Raw genomic sequence first — 18,914 nt, 5'->3', positions numbered from 1 at the left:
GTCAACCACCGGCTACGGTGACCGGGGTCTCATACGTCACCCTGTGCTCACCCGTTCACCAGGTGTGATCAACCGTAGGTGTCACCCGGTCCGGTGGACCCCGGAGAGCGCAGCGGACCGTAGCGGCGGGGCGGACCGCCGGGTCCCAACACCTTGATCAATTTCACGGTGCCCTGGCCGAGATCGGCGTTGAGCCGGGCGACGAGCTGCGGGGCGAGCAGCCGCAGCTGGGTCGCCCACGCCGTGGAGTCGCAGCGCACGGTCAGCACCCGGGCGTCCTCGTCGTACCGCTGCGGCTCACAGTGCTGGGCCACTTCCGGGCCGACCATCTGCGGCCAGCGGCCCATCACCCCGCCGACGGCGGCCGGGGCCTCCCAGCCGCGCTCGGTGATCAGCCGGTTGATCGCGGCACCGAGGGGGAGCGGATCACGGCCGTCGGCGCGCGCGCCGGAGCGCAGGCCCCCGCGGCGCGCCTGCTTCTTCTGCTGGGCCGCGGCACCGCGGGCCCGCGCCTGCTCCTTGGCGGCGCGCAGCGCGACCCGGGCCAGATCGACGCCCGAGGGCTCGGGCGGTGTCGGCTGCCGTGGGGCGTCCGTCATACGCGCCGGACCTCACCGTCGGACACCGCGTAGCGCGTGCCCGTCAGCAGCCGGGGGACGTCGTCCTCCACCGCCGCCGTGACCAGCACCTGCTCACCGGGGGAGACCAGCTCGGCCAGCCGCTCGCGGCGCCGCTCGTCCAGTTCGGCGAAGACATCGTCCAGGATCAGGACCGGCTCACCGGCCTCGGTGCGCAGCAGTTCGTAGGAGGCCAGCCGCAGCGCCAGCGCATACGACCAGGACTCGCCATGGCTGGCGTAACCCTTCGCGGGGAGCCGCCCCAGCTTCAGCACCAGGTCGTCGCGGTGCGGCCCGACCAGGGTGACACCACGCTCGATCTCCTGCTTGCGGGCCTCGGTGAGCGCGGCGATCAGCCGCTGGTAGAGCTCCTCGCGGCCGGTGGCCGCGGCCAGGTCCTCGCCCGCCGAGCAGCGGTACTCCAGCTGAACCGGTCCACCGCCCGGGGCGAGCTGCTCGTACGCCTTCTCGGCGAGCGGCTGGAGCACGGAGATCAGCTCAAGACGCTGGGCGAGCAGCTCGGCACCGGCGCGGGCCAGATGCTGGTCCCAGACGTCCAAGGTGGACAGCGCCCCGTCACCACCGCCGCCGCGCGAGCCGTGCCGCCGGGCCAGGGCGGCGGTCTTGAGCAGGGTGTTGCGCTGTTTGAGCACCCGGTCGTAGTCGGAGCGGACTCCCGCCATCCGCGGGGCGCGGGCGGTGATCAGCTCGTCCAGGAAGCGCCGGCGCTCGCCCGGATCGCCCTTGACCAGCGCGAGGTCCTCGGGCGCGAACAGCACCGTGCGCAGGATCCCCAGCACATCACGCGGTCTGACCTGCGAGGAGCGGTTGATCCTGGCGCGGTTGGCCTTGCCGGGATTGAGCTCCAGCTCCACGAGTTGCTGCCGGTCGCCCTGGACCACCGAGGCCCGGACGACCGCCCGCTCGGCCCCCATCCGCACCAGCGGGGCGTCGGAGGAGACCCGGTGGCTGCCGAGGGTGGCGAGATAGCCGACGGCCTCGACGAGGTTGGTCTTCCCCTGCCCGTTGGGACCGACGAAAGCGGTGACACCCGGGCCGAGTTCGACCTCGGCCCGGGTGTACGAGCGGAAGTCGGCGAGCGAGAGATGCGTGACGTGCATGATGGGCTGCGCCGACCTCCCCCGGCAGTGCTGTGCCCCCGTGGGGGCGGATTACTTGGAGTTCTCGACCGCGTGGCCGCCGAACTGGTTGCGCAGCGCGGCGATCATCTTCATCTGCGGGGAGTCGTCCTGGCGCGAGGCGAAGCGGGCGAACAGCGACGCGGTGATCGCGGGCAGCGGCACCGCGTTGTCGATCGCGGCCTCCACGGTCCAGCGGCCCTCGCCGGAGTCCGCCGCGTAGCCCTTCAGCTCGGCCAGGTGCTCGTCGTCGTCCAGGGCGCGGACGGCCAGGTCCAGCAGCCAGGAGCGGATGACGGTGCCCTCCTGCCAGGAGCGGAAGACCTCGCGGACGTCGGTGACGGAGTCCACGGCCTCCAGCAGCTCCCAGCCCTCGGCGAAGGCCTGCATCATGGCGTACTCGATGCCGTTGTGGACCATCTTGGCGAAGTGGCCCGCGCCGACCTTGCCCGCGTGGACCGAGCCGTACTCACCCTCGGGCTTGAGCGCGTCGAAGATCGGCTGGACCTTGGCGACATGCTCGGACGCGCCGCCGTACATCAGCGCGTAGCCGTTCTCCAGGCCCCAGACACCGCCGGAGACACCGCAGTCGACGAAGCCGATACCCCGGGCGTTGAGCTGCTCGGCGTGCTTCTCGTCGTCGGTCCAGCGGGAGTTTCCGCCGTCGACGACGACGTCGCCCGGTGAGAGGAGCTCGGCCAGCTCGTCGATGGTGATCTGGGTGGGAACACCCGCCGGGACCATGACCCACACCACGCGCGGCCCCTTGAGCTTGCCCACAAGCTCGTCGAGGCTGTGGACATCCGCGACGTCCGGGTTGCGGTCGTATCCGATCACGGTGTGGCCTGCGCGGCGAATGCGCTCGCGCATATTGCCGCCCATCTTGCCGAGGCCGACGAGACCGAGCTCCATCAGTTGATCCTTATGCCGTAGACGTTGCGTTACGCACCTGAGGCCGAGCCTACGCCCGAGGGTTGCCGCACAGTTGTGGGCTACACCCGCTCATTCGCTCGGACTCATCCGCTCAGCCGGACCGGCATGATCAGGTACTTGTACGCCTCGTCCGCCTCGGCGTCCACGGCGGGCTTGCCGCTCAGCAGGGCGGGCTTGGTGGACGTGGTGAAGGAGAGCTGGGCGACCGGGGAGTCGATCGCGCTCAGGCCGTCCAGCAGGAAGGTCGGGTTGAAGGCGATCGAGATGTCGTCGCCGTCGAGCTGGGCGTCGACCCTTTCCACAGCCTGTGCGTCGTCGCTGGAACCGGCCTCGAGGATCAGCACGCCCTGCTCGAAGCTGAGCCGCACCGGGGTGTTGCGCTCGGCGACCAGGGCCACACGCTTGACGGCCTCGACGAACGGGGCGGTTTCGATCACCGCGACGGAGTTGAACTCGGTCGGGAACAGCGTGCGGTACTTCGGCAGGTCACCTTCGAGCAGCCGGGTGGTGGTACGGCGGCCGGCGCCCTCGAAACCGATCAGCCCCTCACCGGCACCGGAGCCGGACAGCGCGAGCGAAACGGTGTCACCGCTGGTCAGCGACTTGGCGGTGTCCAGGAGCGTCTTGGCCGGCACCAGGGCGACCGCGGAGACGTCGGGGGTCTCGGGCTTCCACAGGAACTCGCGGACGGCGAAGCGGTAGCGGTCGGTGGAGGCCAGGGTGACGGTGTCGCCCTCGATCTCGATCCGGACGCCGGTGAGCACCGGGAGGGTGTCGTCACGGCCGGCCGCGATGGCGACCTGGGCGGCGGCGGCGGCGAAGACGTCCCCGGGGACGGTGCCGGTCGCGGTGGGCATCTGCGGCAGCGCCGGGTACTCCTCCACAGGCAGTGTGTGGAGTGTGAATCGCGACGAGCCGCAGACGACGGTGACGCGTACACCGTCGCTGGAGATCTCCACAGGGCGGTTGGGGAGAGCGCGGCAGATGTCGGCGAGCAGACGGCCGGAGACCAGGACCGTGCCGTCGTCCTCCACATCGGCTTCCACCGAGACACGGGCCGAGACCTCGTAGTCGAAACCGGAGAGGCTGAGCGCGCCCTCCTCCGCCTTCAGCAGGATGCCCGCGAGGACGGGCACCGGCGGACGGGCCGGAAGGCTGCGGGCCGTCCAGGCCACTGCCTCCGCGAGTACATCGCGCTCCACCCGGATCTTCACCGGAACCGCCTCCTGCTGTTGCTGGCTCGCCCTGCTGGCCTTCGTCGTCGGCTGAGTCGCCGGGGACCAGTCTGACGTACGCCGCCGACAGTCGGTGCGGCTCGGGGTCAAGTCGGTGCCCGGGGTGTCGGGCGGCTCGGCCCGAGGTTGTGCACAGGCCCCACTTCGAAGCGATTTCCCGGCTACAACTCTGTGGTCGTAGTAGTAGGGCCTGTGGATACCGTGGAAAACTCCGTCTTCCCAGGCCAGGAGCGGTTTTTTATCCACTGCGCCTGTGGGCGGCGCCCGTGGAAAACCCAGGCGATCTGTGGATGCCGGAAAGTTCTGCACATGCGATGCACAGACAACCCCCGGTTCTCCCCAGCGCTGTCCCCAGGTTTACCCGGCTTCCCCACAGCCCAATCCGCCTCCTTGGTGTGACGCCTTTCACTCGACCCGGTGACCGTGCCCGTTTCGTTGCCGAACAGTGGACGACGATGGGGAAAAGCTGTGGGCAACCGCCTTCCTCCTGTGGGCGGGCGGTGGACAACTCGATCGGAGCCCTGTGGGCAAAGCGGTCGTCCACAGTCTGTGGACTCCGGATAGCCACAATTCCACAACCGGCTGACCTCGGGTGATGCGATCCTGGTGGCCCGGCCTGTGGATGGGTTCGGGACAACTCACACGTCCCCAGGGTGTGGACGGGGGATTCGCCGCACATCTGTGGAGAATCGCTTCGCCCCGACGCGGATTCGAACAGCCCGGCCGTCCAACGACGAAGGGCGCCCCGGGAGTTGTCCTCCCGGAGCGCCCTCGGAGTGGCTCGTGGCAGCCGTCCGTGCCCCGCCGTCAGCCGTTCTTGATGCGGTTCGTCAGCTCGGTCACCTGGTTGTAGATGGAGCGCCGCTCGGCCATCAGGGCCCGGATCTTGCGGTCGGCGTGCATGACGGTCGTGTGGTCGCGTCCGCCGAACTGGGCGCCGATCTTGGGCAGCGACAGATCGGTGAGCTCCCGGCACAGGTACATCGCGATCTGCCGCGCGGTCACCAGAACCCGGCTGCGCGAGGCGCCGCACAGGTCGTCCACCGTGTGTCCGAAGTAGTCGGCGGTCGCGGCCATGATCGCGGTGGCGGTGATCTCCGGGGCCGCGTCCTCGCCGCCGGGGATCAGGTCCTTCAGGACGATCTCGGTGAGACCGAGGTCCACCGGCTGCCGGTTCAGGCTCGCGAAGGCCGTCACCCGGATCAGCGCGCCCTCCAGCTCCCGGATGTTGCGGGAGATCCGGGAGGCGATGAACTCCAGCACCTCCGGCGGCGCGTTCAGCTGCTCCTGCACCGCCTTCTTCCGGAGGATCGCGATACGCGTCTCCAGCTCGGGCGGCTGCACATCCGTGATCAGACCCCACTCGAAGCGGTTGCGGAGCCGGTCCTCCAGGGTCACCAGCTGCTTGGGCGGCCGGTCCGAGGACAGCACGATCTGCTTGTTGGCGTTGTGGAGGGTGTTGAAGGTGTGGAAGAACTCCTCCTGCGTCGACTCCTTGCTCGCCAGGAACTGGATGTCGTCGACCAGCAGGATGTCCATGTCGCGGTAGCGCTTGCGGAACGCGTCCGCCTTGCCGTCGCGGATGGAGTTGATGAACTCGTTGGTGAACTCCTCCGAGCTCACGTAGCGCACCCGGGTGCCGGGGTAGAGGCTGCGGGCGTAGTGCCCGATCGCGTGCAGCAGATGGGTCTTGCCGAGCCCCGACTCCCCGTAGATGAACAACGGGTTGTACGCCTTGGCCGGTGCCTCGGCGACCGCGACCGCGGCGGCGTGCGCGAAGCGGTTGGAGGCGCCGATGACGAAGGTGTCGAAGAGGTACTTGGGGTTCAGCCGGGCGGTCGGCTCACCGGGACCGGACGCCGGCGCGGGCTGTGCGGCCAGCGGGCCGGGCGCGCCGGTCTGGGAGGGCAGCACCGGCGGTCCGCCGCGGCCGCGCTCCAGCGGATCGGGAAGATCGTGGCGCTGCTGCTCGTACGGCGGACGCTCCGGGGCGGACGCGGGGCGTCCGCCCGGGCCGCCCGGGCCGCTCGGGCCACCGGAATTGTCGTGACCCCCGTGACCGTGGTGCCCGCCGCCGGAGCCGGGGCCGGGGCGCTCCGCCGCCGGGTTCCGGTAGTTGCCGCGCTGCGGCTGCTGGTCGTACGGCTGCTGGTCGTAGCGGGTGGAGGAGGGCTGTGAGGCGTAGGGGTCGGACTCGGTGAAGCCTCCGAGCCGCTGCTGCTGCCAGCCGTAGTCGTCCCGTGGGCGCGGCCAGGCGCCGGGCTCGGGACGCGGCGGCTGATAACCGGGATAGGCGGGACGGGCCGTGGGCAGCTCGTCGGAGGCTTGCGGACGGCCGTAGTTCTCCCGGCCGTCGTAGCCGTCGTACGTCTCCCGCTGCTCCCGGCTCTCATATGTCTCGCGCTGATCGCGCTGGGTCTGCTGGGGGACGACCGGCTCTCCGGCGGAGTCGTCGACGGTGATCGCGATGCGGATGGGGCGGCCGCACTCCCGGCTCAGCGTCTCGCTGACCACCGGGGCGAGCCTGCCCTCGAGTACGCCCTTGGCGAATTCATTGGGGACGGCCAGCAGCGCGGTGTCGGCGACGAGCGCGAGCGGCTGGCACCGCTTGATCCAGTGCTCGTCCTTGGCCTCGACACTCTGTCCGTCCTGTCCCGCCGCGCCCTCTCCGAGCAGCCGCTCGAGTACGCGTGGCCACACTGCGGCAAGATCGGCGGGTACGTCAGCCACAGGGCACGCTCTCTCACTCGCTGGGTGGGGGACGCCGACGGGTCCCACGAATGTGTGGTTCTCGGGACGGGCGTGAAGGAATCGGAGCCCGGCCACGGTAGTCAGGCCGGGGTGCGCGGTTCAAGTCGTTGTCCACAGGGTGTGTACAAATGTGCCATGCGATGTCGCCGGGCGTTCCCCTGCCCCCGTCCGGCGCGGGCGGAGCGGGTAGTCTGGCCGTGGCATCCACCGGTTTGACCGGATGGCGTAACCGCGCGTACCGTAACCAGGTCGAGTTGTCGATGGCTGCTGCCGCCTGCCTCCGATGGGCAATGATCGCGGACACCATGATCCACGATCGTGAAGCGGTGCACTCGGGCGTATTGCGAGCTTCTCGTGGGCGCACGGTGACAGCCAGGCGATCTCCCGCCACCACCCGATTCATTTCTGGAGCCCCCGAGTGAGCAAGCGCACCTTCCAGCCGAACAACCGCCGCCGCGCGAAGACCCACGGCTTCCGGCTGCGTATGCGCACCCGTGCCGGCCGCGCGATTCTCGCGTCCCGCCGCAGCAAGGGTCGCGGCCGCCTGTCGGCCTGAGCAGCCTGACCTCAAGGTCCATGACGTGCTGCCTACCGAGCATCGGCTGAGGCGGCGCGAGGACTTTGCGGCCGCGGTACGCCGAGGACGCAGGGCCGGTCGCCCGCTCCTTGTCGTGCACTTTCGCAGCGGCCTCACCAGCGGTGACAGGGACCCGCACGCATCCGGGGGGAGTGCTCCCCCGGCGCGTGCGGGTTTCGTCGTGAGCAAGGCGGTCGGCGGTGCCGTCGTCCGCAATCTGGTGAAGCGGAGGCTGCGCCATCTCATGCGGGACCGGCTCGATCGTTTTCCCGCAGGTAGCCTTGTGGTCGTACGGGCACTGCCCGGTGCGGGTGAGGCGGGTCACGACCAGCTGGCCCGCGATCTCGACACGGCGGTGCAGCGGCTACTGGGAGGGGTGCCGCGATGAAGTACCCGCTGCTGTGGTTGATCAAGCTGTACCAGTGGACCATCAGCCCGATGCTGGGCCCGGTCTGCAAGTACTACCCGTCGTGCTCGCACTATGGCTACACGGCCATTGACCGGCACGGCGCGGTGAAAGGAACGGCGCTGACGGCCTGGCGCATCCTGCGCTGCAACCCGTGGTCGCTCGGTGGCGTCGACCACGTTCCGCCCCGGAAGCGTCCGGTGTGGCACCAGCGGCTGCGGAACCGCCTCGGCGGGCATCCGGCTGTGGAGCCTGCCGCACAGCCCGAGACCCAGCCCAACGCCCAAGGAGCCTGATTCGTGGACACGATCCTCGGTCCTCTTTATGACGTAGTTTCCTGGATCATCGTCCAGTTCCACTCGTTCTACAGCCTCATGTTCGACCGGGACAGTGGCTGGGCGTGGGGTCTGTCGATCGTTTCCCTGGTGGTCCTGATCCGGATCTGTCTGATCCCGCTCTTCGTGAAGCAGATCAAGGCGACCCGGAACATGCAGGCGCTCCAGCCGAAGATGAAGGCGATCCAGGAGCGCTACAAGAGCGACCGGCAGCGTCAGTCCGAAGAGATGATGAAGCTCTACAAGGAGACGGGCACCAACCCGCTCTCGAGCTGTCTCCCGATCCTGGCGCAGTCGCCGTTCTTCATCGCGCTCTACCAGGTGCTGAACCACATCGCGAACAACAAGACGGTCGGCTTCATCGACCAGGGACTGCTGGACAGCGCCCGTAACGCCCATATCTTCGGCGCCCCGCTGTCCGTGAAGTTCATGTCGTCCGCCTCCCAGGTCGAGCAGCTCGGCGCCTCGCTGACCGACGTCCGGGTCGTGACGGTCACCATGATCGTCCTGATGTCGGCCTCGCAGTTCTTCACCCAGCGCCAGCTGATGACCAAGAACGTCGACCTCACGGTGAAGACGCCGTTCATGCAGCAGCAGAAGATGCTGATGTACGTCTTCCCGATCATGTTCGCCGTCTTCGGTATCAACTTCCCGGTCGGTGTCCTCGTCTACTGGCTGACCACCAACGTCTGGACCATGGGCCAGCAGATGTTCATCATCCGCCGGAACCCCACCCCGGGCAGCGTCGCCTTCCAGGCCCGCCAGGAGCGCCTGCGCGCCAAGGGCAAGCTGAAGGAAGAGCCCACCGAGGTCGCCGCCAAGGAGGCCGCCGAGACCGCGCGCGCCAACCGTCAGCAGCCCAAGCGGCAGAGCAAGTCGCAGCGCACCTCGGGCAGCACCCAGGGCCAGGGCCGCGCCAAGGCGCAGTCCGGTGGCACCGCCAAGACCTCGCTCGCCAAGGAATCCGGCAAGGACGAGGCACAGAAGCCGGAGAAGAAGGCGGCACAGGGCGGCAAGCCGGCCGGCGGCTCCTCCCGCACCACGAAGTCCGGGCAGCGCAAGGGCCAGCAGCGCCCCAAGCACCCCTCCAAGAAGTAACGAAGGAGTCCATCCGTGACGGAAGGCACCACCCCGGCCGCCGAGGGCGTCGACACCCTGACCCGCCTGGAGCAGGAAGGGGAGATCGCGGCCGACTACCTCGAGGGGCTGCTGGACATCGCGGACCTCGACGGCGACATCGACATGGACGTCGAGGCCGATCGCGCTGCGGTGTCGATCATCAGTGACTCGACCAGCCGCGACCTCCAGAAGCTGGTCGGACGCGATGGCGAGGTGCTGGAAGCCCTTCAGGAGCTGACCCGGCTCGCCGTCCACCGGGAGACCGGCGACCGCAGTCGGCTGATGCTCGACATCAGCGGATTCCGGGCCCGTAAGCGGACCGAGCTCACGGCGCTCGGCACCAAGGCCGCGGAAGAGGCGAAGGACACCGGCCAGCCGGTGAAGCTCAAGGCGATGACGCCCTTCGAACGGAAGGTCGTCCACGACGCGGTGGCCGCGGCGGGGCTGCGCAGTGAGTCCGAGGGCGAGGAGCCCCAGCGCTGCGTGGTCGTGCTCCCGGCCTGACCCGGTCCGGCTTCACCTTGCACACGGCCCCGTCTGCGCGCAGACGGGGCCGAATCTTGTCAGCCTTGCATCAGTCAGCCTTGCACCAGCGTTCAGCCACAGAGTGCGGTACGGAAGGACGGTCCCCGTGACGGAAGCAGCGGAGCTCCCCCCGGCGCCCGACGAGGCGAGGGAGGTATTCGGTGAGCGCTTCCCGGAGGCCGTCCGCTACGGAGAGCTGCTGGCCGATATCGGGGTGACCCGCGGGCTGATCGGTCCGCGTGAGGTGCCGCGGCTGTGGGAGCGGCATCTGCTGAACTGTGCCGTGCTCTCCGAGGTGGTCCCGGAGGGGGTCACCGTCTGCGATGTGGGCTCGGGTGCTGGGCTGCCGGGTATCCCGCTCGCGCTGACCCGGCCGGATCTGCGGATCACGCTGCTGGAGCCCCTGCTGCGCCGTACCAACTTCCTCCAGGAGGTCGTGGAGCTGCTCGGACTCGACCATGTGACGGTGGTCCGTGGCCGCGCCGAGGAGGTCCTGGGCAAGCTGCCTCCGGTCCATGTGGTGACGGCACGGGCCGTGGCCCCGCTGGACCGGCTGGCGGGCTGGGGGGTTCCGCTGCTGCGGCCCTACGGAGAGATGCTCCTGCTGAAGGGCGACACCGCCGAGGAGGAGCTCAAGCAGGCCCGTGCGGCGCTGGGCAAGCTGGGTGTGGTGGAAACCTCCGTACTGCACGTCGGTGAGGGCGTGGTCGATCCGCTGTCCACCGTGGTGCGGGTGGAGGTCGGGGAGAGCCCCGGAGGGGTGCGGTTCGCGGCCAAGCGGGCCAAGGCGGCACGACGCAGCCCGCGGCGCAGGCCGTGAGTGCGGCCGTGACGCGGATCCCGGTCTGATTCATATGTGAAGTGCCCTCCGTACGGAGGGCGGACGTGCTCCATACAAGCTGGCTAAACTACGCAATCCGGAGTGTCGCGGCAGAACGCCAGGCCCAGCCATGCATCGTGTTTCACGTGAAACGTCGCTCCCTGCTGCATGGAATCATCAGTCGCGGTCGTGCGGCGGCCTCGCCCCGCGACCGCCGACCCCGTCAGGACGTGGATTCATCCACAGGAGAACGGGCCTCGCTGGTTCACGACCCCAAAAGCATGGCAGGCTCTCCTCATCGCGAGCCTGATGTCGAGGAGAGTGAATCCTTGCGGTCCGACGCCAACATCGCGGGGCCGATGACCGACCCGGTCCCCGGCCCCCGTACCGAATCGGCGGGGGAGGATGTTTCACGTGAAACGCCGCCCCCGATGGACGACACCCCCATTGGCCGCGCCGCCCAGCTGGCGGTGGAAGCTCTGGGCCGGGCCGGCGAGGGGCTGCCGCGACCGGAACAGACCCGGGTGATGGTGGTGGCCAACCAGAAGGGTGGGGTCGGCAAGACCACGACCACGGTCAATCTGGCTGCCTCACTCGCTCTGCACGGCGGTCGTGTGCTGGTGATCGACCTCGACCCGCAGGGCAATGCCTCGACGGCGCTGGGGATCGACCACCATGCCGAGGTTCCGTCGATCTACGACGTGCTGGTCGACAGCAGGCCCCTGTCCGATGTGGTGCAGCCGGTCCCCGATGTGGAGGGACTGTTCTGCGCTCCGGCCACCATCGATCTCGCCGGTGCCGAGATCGAGTTGGTCTCGCTGGTCGCACGTGAGAGCCGACTGGAGCGGGCCATCCAGTCCTATGAGCAACCGCTGGACTACATCCTCATCGACTGCCCGCCCTCGCTCGGACTGCTGACGGTCAACGCGCTGGTCGCCGGCGCCGAAGTGCTGATCCCGATCCAGTGTGAGTACTACGCGCTCGAGGGACTCGGCCAGCTGCTGCGGAACGTGGATCTCGTCCGTGGCCATCTCAACCCCAAGCTCCATGTCTCGACCATCCTGCTCACGATGTACGACGGCCGTACCCGGCTGGCCTCGCAGGTGGCGGACGAGGTCCGCAGCCACTTCGGTGGAGAGGTCCTCAGAACCAGCATCCCGAGGTCGGTGCGGATCTCCGAAGCCCCCAGTTACGGGCAGACGGTCCTCACCTACGACCCGGGATCCAGCGGGGCGCTCTCCTACCTCGAGGCGGCGAGGGAGATCGCGCTCAGGGGAGTGGACGTGCAGTACGACGCCCAGCACGCTCATGCCCTGCCCGAGATCAGCCAGCACGACCAGCACAGCATGCAGGAGGGGATTCAGTGAGTGAGCGACGCAGAGGGCTGGGCCGTGGGCTCGGTGCCTTGATCCCTCCCGCGCCGAAGGGGGCGGATAACTCCGGACCCCGGGCGGGGGCGGGAACGGTCACCACGTCTGGCGGCACCACCTCACCGACCGCGGTCCCGGTGCTCACCCAGGAGCGTGGAGTCGCGGCCGCCAAGGTGGCCGCACTGGCCTCCAACGGTGTTTCACAGGAAACCGGAGCACCGCGGGAGCCGGAGCCCGAAGCCGCTCCGCCGGTGCTGACGGAGGAGGTGGCCGGAGCCCATTTCGCGGAACTGCCGCTGGACTTCATCACCCCCAACCCCCGTCAGCCTCGTGAGGTCTTCGACGAGGACGCTCTCGCCGAACTCGTCACCTCGATCCAGGAAGTCGGTCTCCTCCAGCCCGTCGTGGTGCGGCAGCTGGCGCCAGAGCGCTATGAGCTCATCATGGGCGAGCGCCGGTGGCGGGCCTGTCGTGAGGCGGGGCTGGAGAAGATTCCGGCGATCGTCCGGGCCACCGAGGACGACAAGCTCCTTCTCGACGCGCTGCTGGAGAACCTGCACCGGGCCCAGCTGAACCCGTTGGAAGAGGCGGCCGCCTACGACCAGTTGCTCAAGGACTTCAGCTGCACCCATGACGAGCTGGCCGACCGTATCGGGCGTTCGCGTCCCCAGGTCTCCAACACGCTGCGGCTGCTGAGGCTCTCCCCCGCCGTTCAGCGCCGGGTCGCCGCCGGGGTGCTCTCCGCCGGACACGCACGAGCCCTGCTCTCCGTGGATGACGCGGAGGAGCAGGACCGGCTGGCGCACCGCATCGTCGCCGAGGGGCTGTCGGTGCGCGCGGTCGAGGAGATCGTCACCCTGATGGGGTCCCGTTCGGGTGGTACACCGAAGGCCAAGGGTCCGCGCGCCGGTACCCGGGTGTCCCCCGCGCTCACGGATCTGGCGTCGCGGCTCTCCGACCGCTTCGAGACCCGGGTGAAGGTCGACCTGGGCCAGAAGAAGGGAAAGATCGTCGTCGAGTTCGCCTCGATAGAGGATCTTGAGCGTATTCTCGGGACCCTCGCCCCCGGTGAGGGACCGGTGATGGAGCAGTCGCTCGCGGAGGCGGACGACGAGGACGAGTAGGCCAGCGGCCGTACGGCCGTGTCGTACGGACTGGCAGTGTGGGGCGGGTCGTGTTCCGATCAGGTCGGAACACGACCCGTTCTTTTCCCCAGGGCGGTATCGGTGTTTTCGCCGCACGGATACGATGCGACCAGGTTGGGCGGATCCATGTGGAGGCTCCTCATGCGGAGGGCAGGGCCATGCGATCGGTGAGCCGCACCGGACTGTTGGCCACAGGACTGGGCCTGGGAGCTGTCGGCGGTTTCGTCGGCAGTCTGATCAGGGAGCGTAGTGCTCTGTCAGCCGCCCGTGCCGCGGCTGGCCATGGAAGTGAAGGACTGGCTTCATGGGGCGTCGGCTCGTACCGCTCACGCTGGACAACCTCCCGGACATCCCCAAGCGCTGTCGCGCCTGTGTCTTCTGGGAGCTCGACCCCGTCAGCGGTGAAGCCGCGGTAAGGGCCGGACGTCCGGAGCTGGAGAAGGAAGCGTGGATCTCCGCGGTCCTGCTGGAGTGGGGTTCCTGCGGCCGGGTGGTCTATGTGGATGAGGTGCCGGTCGGCTTCGTGCTCTACGCGCCCCCCGCCTATGTGCCGCGGTCCACGGCTTTTCCCACGAGCCCGGTCGGCGCCGATGCCGTACAGCTGATGACGGCCTGGCTGATGCCCGGCTATCAGGGGCAGGGACTGGGCCGGGTGATGGTGCAGACGGTCGCCAAGGATCTGATCCGCCGGGGCTTCAGGGCGATCGAGGCGTTCGGGGACGCCACCTGGAAGGAACCGGCGTGTGTCCTGCCTGCCGATCACCTGCTGGCCGTGGGCTTCAAGACCGTCCGTCCCCACCATCGGTACCCCCGGCTGAGACTTGAGCTGAGAACGACGATCTCCTGGAAGGAAGATGTCGAGCTCGCCCTGGACCGGCTGCTCGGTGCGGTCCAGAAGGAGCCGGCGCTCCGTCCGCTCTGAGAGTTCCACGTGAAACACGAAGGGGCCGCCCTCCGGGGCGGCCCCTTCGCTTGGTAGCTGTGCGCTCAGCCGATGAAGTCAGCCAGGTCGCGCTCGATCGCGGCCTTCGGCTTGGCGCCGACGATGGTCTTGGCGACCTCGCCGCCCTGGTAGACATTGAGCGTCGGGATCGACATCACGCCGTACTTGGCGGCGGTGGCCGGGTTCTCGTCAATGTTCAGCTTGGCAATGACGATCTTGTCGGCGTGCTCGGCCGCGATCGCCTCCAGGGACGGGGCGATCTGACGGCACGGACCGCACCAGGCGGCCCAGAAGTCGACGAGTACCGGCTTGTCGCTCTTGAGGACGGTCTCCTCGAAGTTGGCGTCCGTCACGGTGACCGTGGCACCGGCCATGGCTATCTCCTTAGTGGGTTGGTGCAGGGGGTGGGAAGCGCAGTCAGACGGTGGCGTCGCCGTCGCCCAGGGCGGCGAGGTACCGCTCGGCGTCCAGAGCGGCGGCACAGCCGGTGCCCGCCGCGGTGATCGCCTGGCGGTAGGTGTGGTCCACGACATCGCCCGCGGCGAAGACCCCGGTGAGGTTCGTCCGGGTCGAGGGGGACTCCACCTTGAGGTAGCCCTCGTCGTCCAGGTTCAGCTGGCCCTTGAACAGCTCGGTGCGCGGGTCGTGGCCGATCGCGATGAACAGCCCGGTCACCGGCAGCTGGGAGGTCTCACCGGTCTTGACGTCCTGGAGGGTCAGACCGGAGAGCTTGCCGTCACCGTGGATCTCGGTGACCGCGCTGTCCCAGATGAACGAGATCTTCGAGTCGGCGAAGGCGCGCTCCTGCATCGCCTTGCTGGCGCGGAGGCTGTCCCGGCGGTGGACGACGGTGACCGACTTGGCGAAGCGCGACAGGAAGGTCGCCTCCTCCATCGCGGTGTCGCCGCCGCCGATCACGGCGATGTCCTGATCCTTGAAGAAGAAGCCGTCACAGGTGGCGCACCACGAGACACCACGGCCGGAGAGCTCGTCCTCACGGGGCAGACCCAGCTTGCGGTGCTGGGAGCCGGTGGTCACGATGACCGCCTTGGCACGGTGGATGGTGCCTGCCGAGTCGGTGACGGTCTTGATGTCCTCGCTGAGGTCCACCGCGGCCACGTCGTCCGGGATGAGCTCGGCGCCGAAGCGCTCGGCCTGGGCCCGCATGTTGTCCATGAGGTCCGGGCCCATGATCCCCTCGCGGAAACCGGGGAAGTTCTCCACGTCGGTGGTGTTCATGAGAGCACCACCAGCGGTTACGGAGCCTTCGAAGACCAGCGGCTTCAAGGAAGCGCGGGCGGTGTAGAGCGCGGCCGTATAGCCGGCGGGCCCGGAACCGATGATGATCACGTTGCGGACGTCGCTCACGGATGTCTTCCTTGTCTCTGCCGACTGCCACTGCTGACTGGGCGGCGGCCCCGGATTCTCCGGAAAACGCTGCCACCCCACCCAACGGATCCTACGGGTCCGGCATTCCCGGACGGCGTCAGGCGGGGCCTGTGTGCGCCGTACCTCAGCTCCGCGGGTAGGTGCGCGTCTCCAGGAGCTTCCCGGTGGAGGACGGGGCGGAGGAGACGCAGGACGCGTCGATCACGAAGGCGTCGACCCGCGAGCTGTCGGAGGGGTGCGGCAGCACGACGATGTAGGCGGCCTTGCCGTCGTAGGTGTCCTGCTGGGCGGCAAGCGCCGGCCCGGTGCGGCCGATGCCCTTCTGGACGCAGGACGGGACCTTCGGGTCCTGTGCGCGGAGCGGCACGTCGGGTGTGTCCTTGGAAGCCACACCGGGCGAGGCGGTGGCCTTACGGTCGGTGAGCATCTCATGGACCCGGTCCTTGAGCGTCCCGGCCGACACGGTGTCCCTGCCCTCGGTGGAGTTCTGTGAGGCGCTGGGAGTGTCGCTGTCGCCGCCCGAGGTGGCTTCCTGGACGAAGAACGTGCCCAGACCGATGACGGCGGCGGCACAAGCGGAGCCGAGGAGAACCCTCTGCCAGCGGCGGGCGCGACCGGAGCGGGTGCCGGGACGGGAGGACCCGCGGCCCGGACCGATGGTGCCCCGCGCTCGCCCGGCGGGCCGGTCGGCGGTGACGGAAGGCTTGAGCGCCCCCGCCGCGTGATCGGTCTCCTCGGCCGTTTCACGTGAAACGCGATCGGGCGAGGGCTCCGGAGTTTCACGTGAAACTTCCGCGCGGTTCCCCGTGGTCTCAGGATCCGTGATCTCAGGAGTGGTCGCGTCCAGAAGCGCTTCGGCGGCGAGCGCCGCGTCGATACGGCCCGCGATATCGGCGGGCATCTGCACGGGGCCGGGGAGGGTGCCGAGCAGTGAGCGGATCTCGTCGAGGGAGGACCGCACATCGGCGCACAGCGCACAGCTCGCGAGGTGAGTGCGCACATCGACGGTCCGGGTCGGGGAGAGCTGTCCCTCGGTGAGCGCGGAGATCTCCGCGACGTCCGGGTGCTCGTCCGTGTCCGTCGAGGATGTCACGCTCGCCCACCTCCGCCCTTCACGGCATCTGTGTCATTCGGTCCTGCCGTCGGTGGGACGGACGTCCCCTGCGTCCGGTTCCTTCCCCCGCCCGAAGAGGTACTACCCCTCCCATTGGGGTGGAGATGCGACAGCAGGGGGAGGAGTCGGGCACGTCCCCGGGCGCAGCGGCTTTTCACCGTACCGGTGGGGACTTCCAGGACCGCCGCAGCCTCCGCGACGGGATATCCCTGCATGTCGACGAGTACGAGCGCGGCGCGCTGCTCGGCGGGGAGGGTGCGCAGTGCCTGGAGGAGTTCGCGGTGGAGATCGCCGCGCTCGGCGGGGGCGGCGGCCGACTCATGCGGCTCGAGGAGTTGCTCCAGCCGGTCGGTCTCGGCGACCGGGGAGGTGCGGCGGGAGGCCGCCTTACGGGCCCGGTCCAGACAGGCGTTGACCGTGATGCGGTGGAGCCAGGTGGTGACGGCGGACTGGCCGCGGAAGGTATGGGCGGCACGGTAGGCGGAGACGAGCGCGTCCTGGACCGCGTCGGCGGCTTCCTCACGGTCGCCGAGCGTGCGCAGCGCCACCGCCCAGAGTCTGTCGCGGTGGCGCCGCACTATCTCGCCGAAGGCGTCCGGATCGCCCTTCACATGCAGGGCGAGGAGCTCGGCGTCGCTCGCCTCGCCGATGGTGGCGTCGTCCAACGTCGAGCCTCCTCCCCTCATGACGGGCCGACCGGCGTCAGCCCTTGAGCTTGATCTCCGAGATCCCGCCACGGTAGCGATCCGGACTGGTCGCCGGCAGCTTCTTGATGTGGACCAGTACGTATCGCGTCTGCACGGGCTTGTCGAGTGAGACGGAAAGCTGACCGCCCGCGTTCTTCGAAGACGAGATCTTCTGGGAGAAGGCGCTGAGGGTGCTCACGTCCGACGCGTCCTTGGCCGCGGCGAGGATCTCGACCTCGTGGCCGGATCCGTGGAAGGTGACATCGACATCGGAGACCTTCTTGACGCTGCCGAGGTCGACGACGATGCCGCTTCCGTCCGCGTATTCGCTCAGGTTGCCGAAGTTCGGGTAGTTCCAGAACTCCCGGGTCACCCAGGCAGTGCTGGGATCGCCGTCCGCGGCCAGTCTCACCGTGTCGGGCTTCATCGAGGGGCCGAACTCCATCGCCTTCTGAATGGTGATCGGCTTGGTGGCAACCTTCGGGGCCTTGTCGTCGTCCTTCTCACTGGTGGACTTGCCCGGGTCGGACTTGTTCTCGTCCTTCAGGAGGGTGTCGGCCAGCTGCCAGCTGCCCAGGCCCAGGGCCGCGATGAGCAGTGCGGAGACGGCCCACTTGAGCGCCTTGCCGGTGCGGGTCTGCAACGGGGGCGGCGGAGGCACGGGAGCGGGCGCGATGGTGCGTGCGGCACCGCCGCGCGACGGCGGCTGGCCGTAGCCGCCCTGCTGGTACGTGGTGCGCTGATAGGCCGGAGTGGGTGTGAAGGCGGGCTCGGGCGGCCGGATGCGCGGCATCGCCGAGACGGCCTTCGCCAACTCCTCGGGGGTGGTGCAGGGCTGGTCCTGACGGGACGCGGTGGCACCGTCGTTGACCAGTGCGCGCATCGCGAGCTCGGAGAGCCCGCGGTGGACTCCGGCGCGGACCTGGTCGGGGGCGATGAGCCCCATGCCCTTGGGCAGCCCGGAAAGTCCGTGGGCGTCCCTCTCGTAGGGCCAGCGCTGGGTGAGCCCTGCGTACAGCAGGGCGCCGATGGCCTCGGTGTCGGTGCGCTGGGGGTGTTCCGTGCTGATGCCGCGCAGGGCGGCCAGCACGGCCAGGCCGCGGATCCGGTACTGACCGGATTCCGTGCGCAGCACGGAGCCGGGGTTGAGGCGCAGATGGGCCAGCCCCTCGCGGTGGGCGGCGGCCATCGCCTGCGAGACCTGGCTGACCAACTGGTAGGCGTCGTGCGGCTCCAGCGGCCCGGACGCCAGCACGGTGGTGAGCTCGGTGGCGTCGGGAAGCCATTCGTGGACGACGTAGACCAGGTCGTTCTCCTCGACGGCGTCGAGGACCTGGACGAATCGGGGGTCGCCGAGGAGCGCCGCCGAACGCGCGGCGGCGAGGACCGGGCGGGCCCGCGGATGGTCGGCCGGGAGGACGTGCACGCCGACGGCGCGGCGCAGCTTTTCGTCCACCGCACGCCAACTGCTGAATCCGTCCAGACGGGTGACGCACTCCTCCAGACGGTAGCGTCTGGCGAGTTTGTGACCGCTGTGCAATTCGGGCGGGTTCGCGTCGGCCGCGGTGCCCGTCTCCCGGGCTGATCCCGCGGCCTCCGTGTCCCGGCCGGCCTTCTCTTCCGTCCCCGCCCCGTCGGCCGTGGCCTTACCCGCCTCGGCGGTCAGCGGCTCCTCATCACCGCTGTCGGCCACGTCGACGGCAGCCGTGCTCCGTTCCGCCACCGTCGTTCCTGCCTCCCCATCCGTTGCGCCTGGTCCGAGCCAAGACAATTGTGCCCACAGTCCGCCGCTATGCACGACACGCGATGG

The 18,914-nt window shown here is 69.1% G+C and carries 19 protein-coding genes; 9 read left to right on the top strand and 10 right to left on the bottom strand.

Annotated features, from left to right (window positions below; translation table 11 throughout):
* Nucleotides 1-68: 68 nt before the first annotated feature.
* From AC07FT_RS14025 to dnaA, 5 genes are all read right to left on the bottom strand, one after another.
* Nucleotides 69-599, bottom strand: a complete 531-nt coding sequence (locus AC07FT_RS14025; protein ID WP_479176447.1) for a DciA family protein — start codon at nucleotides 597-599, stop codon at nucleotides 69-71.
* The gene (gene recF / locus AC07FT_RS14020; RefSeq protein ID WP_471192049.1) at nucleotides 596-1,738 is read right to left on the bottom strand and encodes a DNA replication/repair protein RecF; all 1,143 of its coding nucleotides are present in this window, start codon (nucleotides 1,736-1,738) and stop codon (nucleotides 596-598) included. The genes AC07FT_RS14025 and recF overlap by 4 nt, the downstream gene beginning before the upstream one ends.
* Before the next feature lie 51 nt (nucleotides 1,739-1,789).
* A complete protein-coding gene (gene gnd / locus AC07FT_RS14015) occupies nucleotides 1,790-2,668 on the bottom strand; it encodes a phosphogluconate dehydrogenase (NAD(+)-dependent, decarboxylating) (protein WP_479176446.1) in 879 nt (292 codons plus the stop codon).
* A 104-nt stretch (nucleotides 2,669-2,772) separates the two neighbouring features.
* A complete protein-coding gene (gene dnaN, locus AC07FT_RS14010) occupies nucleotides 2,773-3,903 on the bottom strand; it encodes a DNA polymerase III subunit beta (protein WP_471192045.1) in 1,131 nt (376 codons plus the stop codon).
* An 828-nt stretch (nucleotides 3,904-4,731) separates the two neighbouring features.
* On the bottom strand, nucleotides 4,732-6,654 hold the full coding sequence (dnaA, locus tag AC07FT_RS14005; protein WP_479176445.1) for a chromosomal replication initiator protein DnaA: 1,923 nt from the start codon (nucleotides 6,652-6,654) through the stop codon (nucleotides 4,732-4,734).
* Nucleotides 6,655-7,093: 439 nt separating this feature from the next.
* Between dnaA and rpmH the strand changes: the two genes are divergently transcribed.
* The 9 genes from rpmH to AC07FT_RS13960 all read left to right on the top strand — a co-directional run bounded on the left by rpmH (nucleotide 7,094) and on the right by AC07FT_RS13960 (nucleotide 13,894).
* Nucleotides 7,094-7,231 (top strand): 50S ribosomal protein L34, encoded by a 138-nt coding sequence (gene rpmH, locus AC07FT_RS14000; protein WP_009716483.1) that lies wholly within the window; start codon nucleotides 7,094-7,096, stop codon nucleotides 7,229-7,231.
* 25 nt (nucleotides 7,232-7,256) lie between these two features.
* Nucleotides 7,257-7,640 (top strand): ribonuclease P protein component, encoded by a 384-nt coding sequence (rnpA, locus tag AC07FT_RS13995; RefSeq protein ID WP_254752040.1) that lies wholly within the window; start codon nucleotides 7,257-7,259, stop codon nucleotides 7,638-7,640.
* Nucleotides 7,637-7,954, top strand: coding sequence for a membrane protein insertion efficiency factor YidD (yidD, locus tag AC07FT_RS13990; RefSeq protein ID WP_030827780.1), 318 nt, complete (start codon nucleotides 7,637-7,639; stop codon nucleotides 7,952-7,954). The genes rnpA and yidD overlap by 4 nt, the downstream gene beginning before the upstream one ends.
* Before the next feature lie 3 nt (nucleotides 7,955-7,957).
* A complete protein-coding gene (gene yidC, locus AC07FT_RS13985; protein ID WP_471192040.1) occupies nucleotides 7,958-9,091 on the top strand; it encodes a membrane protein insertase YidC in 1,134 nt (377 codons plus the stop codon).
* Nucleotides 9,092-9,106: 15 nt separating this feature from the next.
* A complete protein-coding gene (locus AC07FT_RS13980) occupies nucleotides 9,107-9,616 on the top strand; it encodes a Jag family protein (RefSeq protein WP_471192038.1) in 510 nt (169 codons plus the stop codon).
* Between the two features lie 127 nt (nucleotides 9,617-9,743).
* Nucleotides 9,744-10,457 (top strand): 16S rRNA (guanine(527)-N(7))-methyltransferase RsmG, encoded by a 714-nt coding sequence (gene rsmG / locus AC07FT_RS13975; RefSeq protein WP_471192035.1) that lies wholly within the window; start codon nucleotides 9,744-9,746, stop codon nucleotides 10,455-10,457.
* 281 nt (nucleotides 10,458-10,738) lie between these two features.
* Nucleotides 10,739-11,824, top strand: coding sequence for a ParA family protein (locus AC07FT_RS13970; protein ID WP_471192032.1), 1,086 nt, complete (start codon nucleotides 10,739-10,741; stop codon nucleotides 11,822-11,824).
* Nucleotides 11,821-12,951, top strand: coding sequence for a ParB/RepB/Spo0J family partition protein (locus AC07FT_RS13965; RefSeq protein WP_479176444.1), 1,131 nt, complete (start codon nucleotides 11,821-11,823; stop codon nucleotides 12,949-12,951). Before AC07FT_RS13970 ends, AC07FT_RS13965 begins: the two co-directional genes overlap by 4 nt.
* Before the next feature lie 325 nt (nucleotides 12,952-13,276).
* On the top strand, nucleotides 13,277-13,894 hold the full coding sequence (locus AC07FT_RS13960) for a GNAT family N-acetyltransferase (protein ID WP_254752030.1): 618 nt from the start codon (nucleotides 13,277-13,279) through the stop codon (nucleotides 13,892-13,894).
* A 65-nt stretch (nucleotides 13,895-13,959) separates the two neighbouring features.
* Here the strand turns inward: AC07FT_RS13960 and trxA are convergent, their stop codons facing one another.
* The 5 genes from trxA to AC07FT_RS13935 all read right to left on the bottom strand — a co-directional run bounded on the left by trxA (nucleotide 13,960) and on the right by AC07FT_RS13935 (nucleotide 18,827).
* Nucleotides 13,960-14,289, bottom strand: coding sequence for a thioredoxin (gene trxA, locus AC07FT_RS13955; protein WP_254752028.1), 330 nt, complete (start codon nucleotides 14,287-14,289; stop codon nucleotides 13,960-13,962).
* A 43-nt stretch (nucleotides 14,290-14,332) separates the two neighbouring features.
* The gene (trxB, locus tag AC07FT_RS13950; protein WP_479176443.1) at nucleotides 14,333-15,283 is read right to left on the bottom strand and encodes a thioredoxin-disulfide reductase; all 951 of its coding nucleotides are present in this window, start codon (nucleotides 15,281-15,283) and stop codon (nucleotides 14,333-14,335) included.
* Nucleotides 15,284-15,428: 145 nt separating this feature from the next.
* Nucleotides 15,429-16,397: an anti-sigma factor gene (locus AC07FT_RS13945; protein ID WP_479176442.1), complete on the bottom strand. Its 969-nt coding sequence runs from the start codon at nucleotides 16,395-16,397 to the stop codon at nucleotides 15,429-15,431.
* Complete coding sequence (gene sigM / locus AC07FT_RS13940; protein WP_471192017.1) at nucleotides 16,394-17,104, bottom strand: RNA polymerase sigma factor SigM; 711 nt, start codon at nucleotides 17,102-17,104, stop codon at nucleotides 16,394-16,396. Before sigM ends, AC07FT_RS13945 begins: the two co-directional genes overlap by 4 nt.
* A gap of 16 nt (nucleotides 17,105-17,120) precedes the next feature.
* Nucleotides 17,121-18,827: a protein kinase family protein gene (locus AC07FT_RS13935; RefSeq protein WP_479176441.1), complete on the bottom strand. Its 1,707-nt coding sequence runs from the start codon at nucleotides 18,825-18,827 to the stop codon at nucleotides 17,121-17,123.
* Between the last annotated feature and the right edge of the window lie 87 nt (nucleotides 18,828-18,914).

Source organism: Streptomyces sp. NPDC045899 (assembly GCF_056431485.1).
Note: the sequence above shows the minus strand (reverse complement) of the source record. Positions and strands in the feature narration are given on the sequence as shown.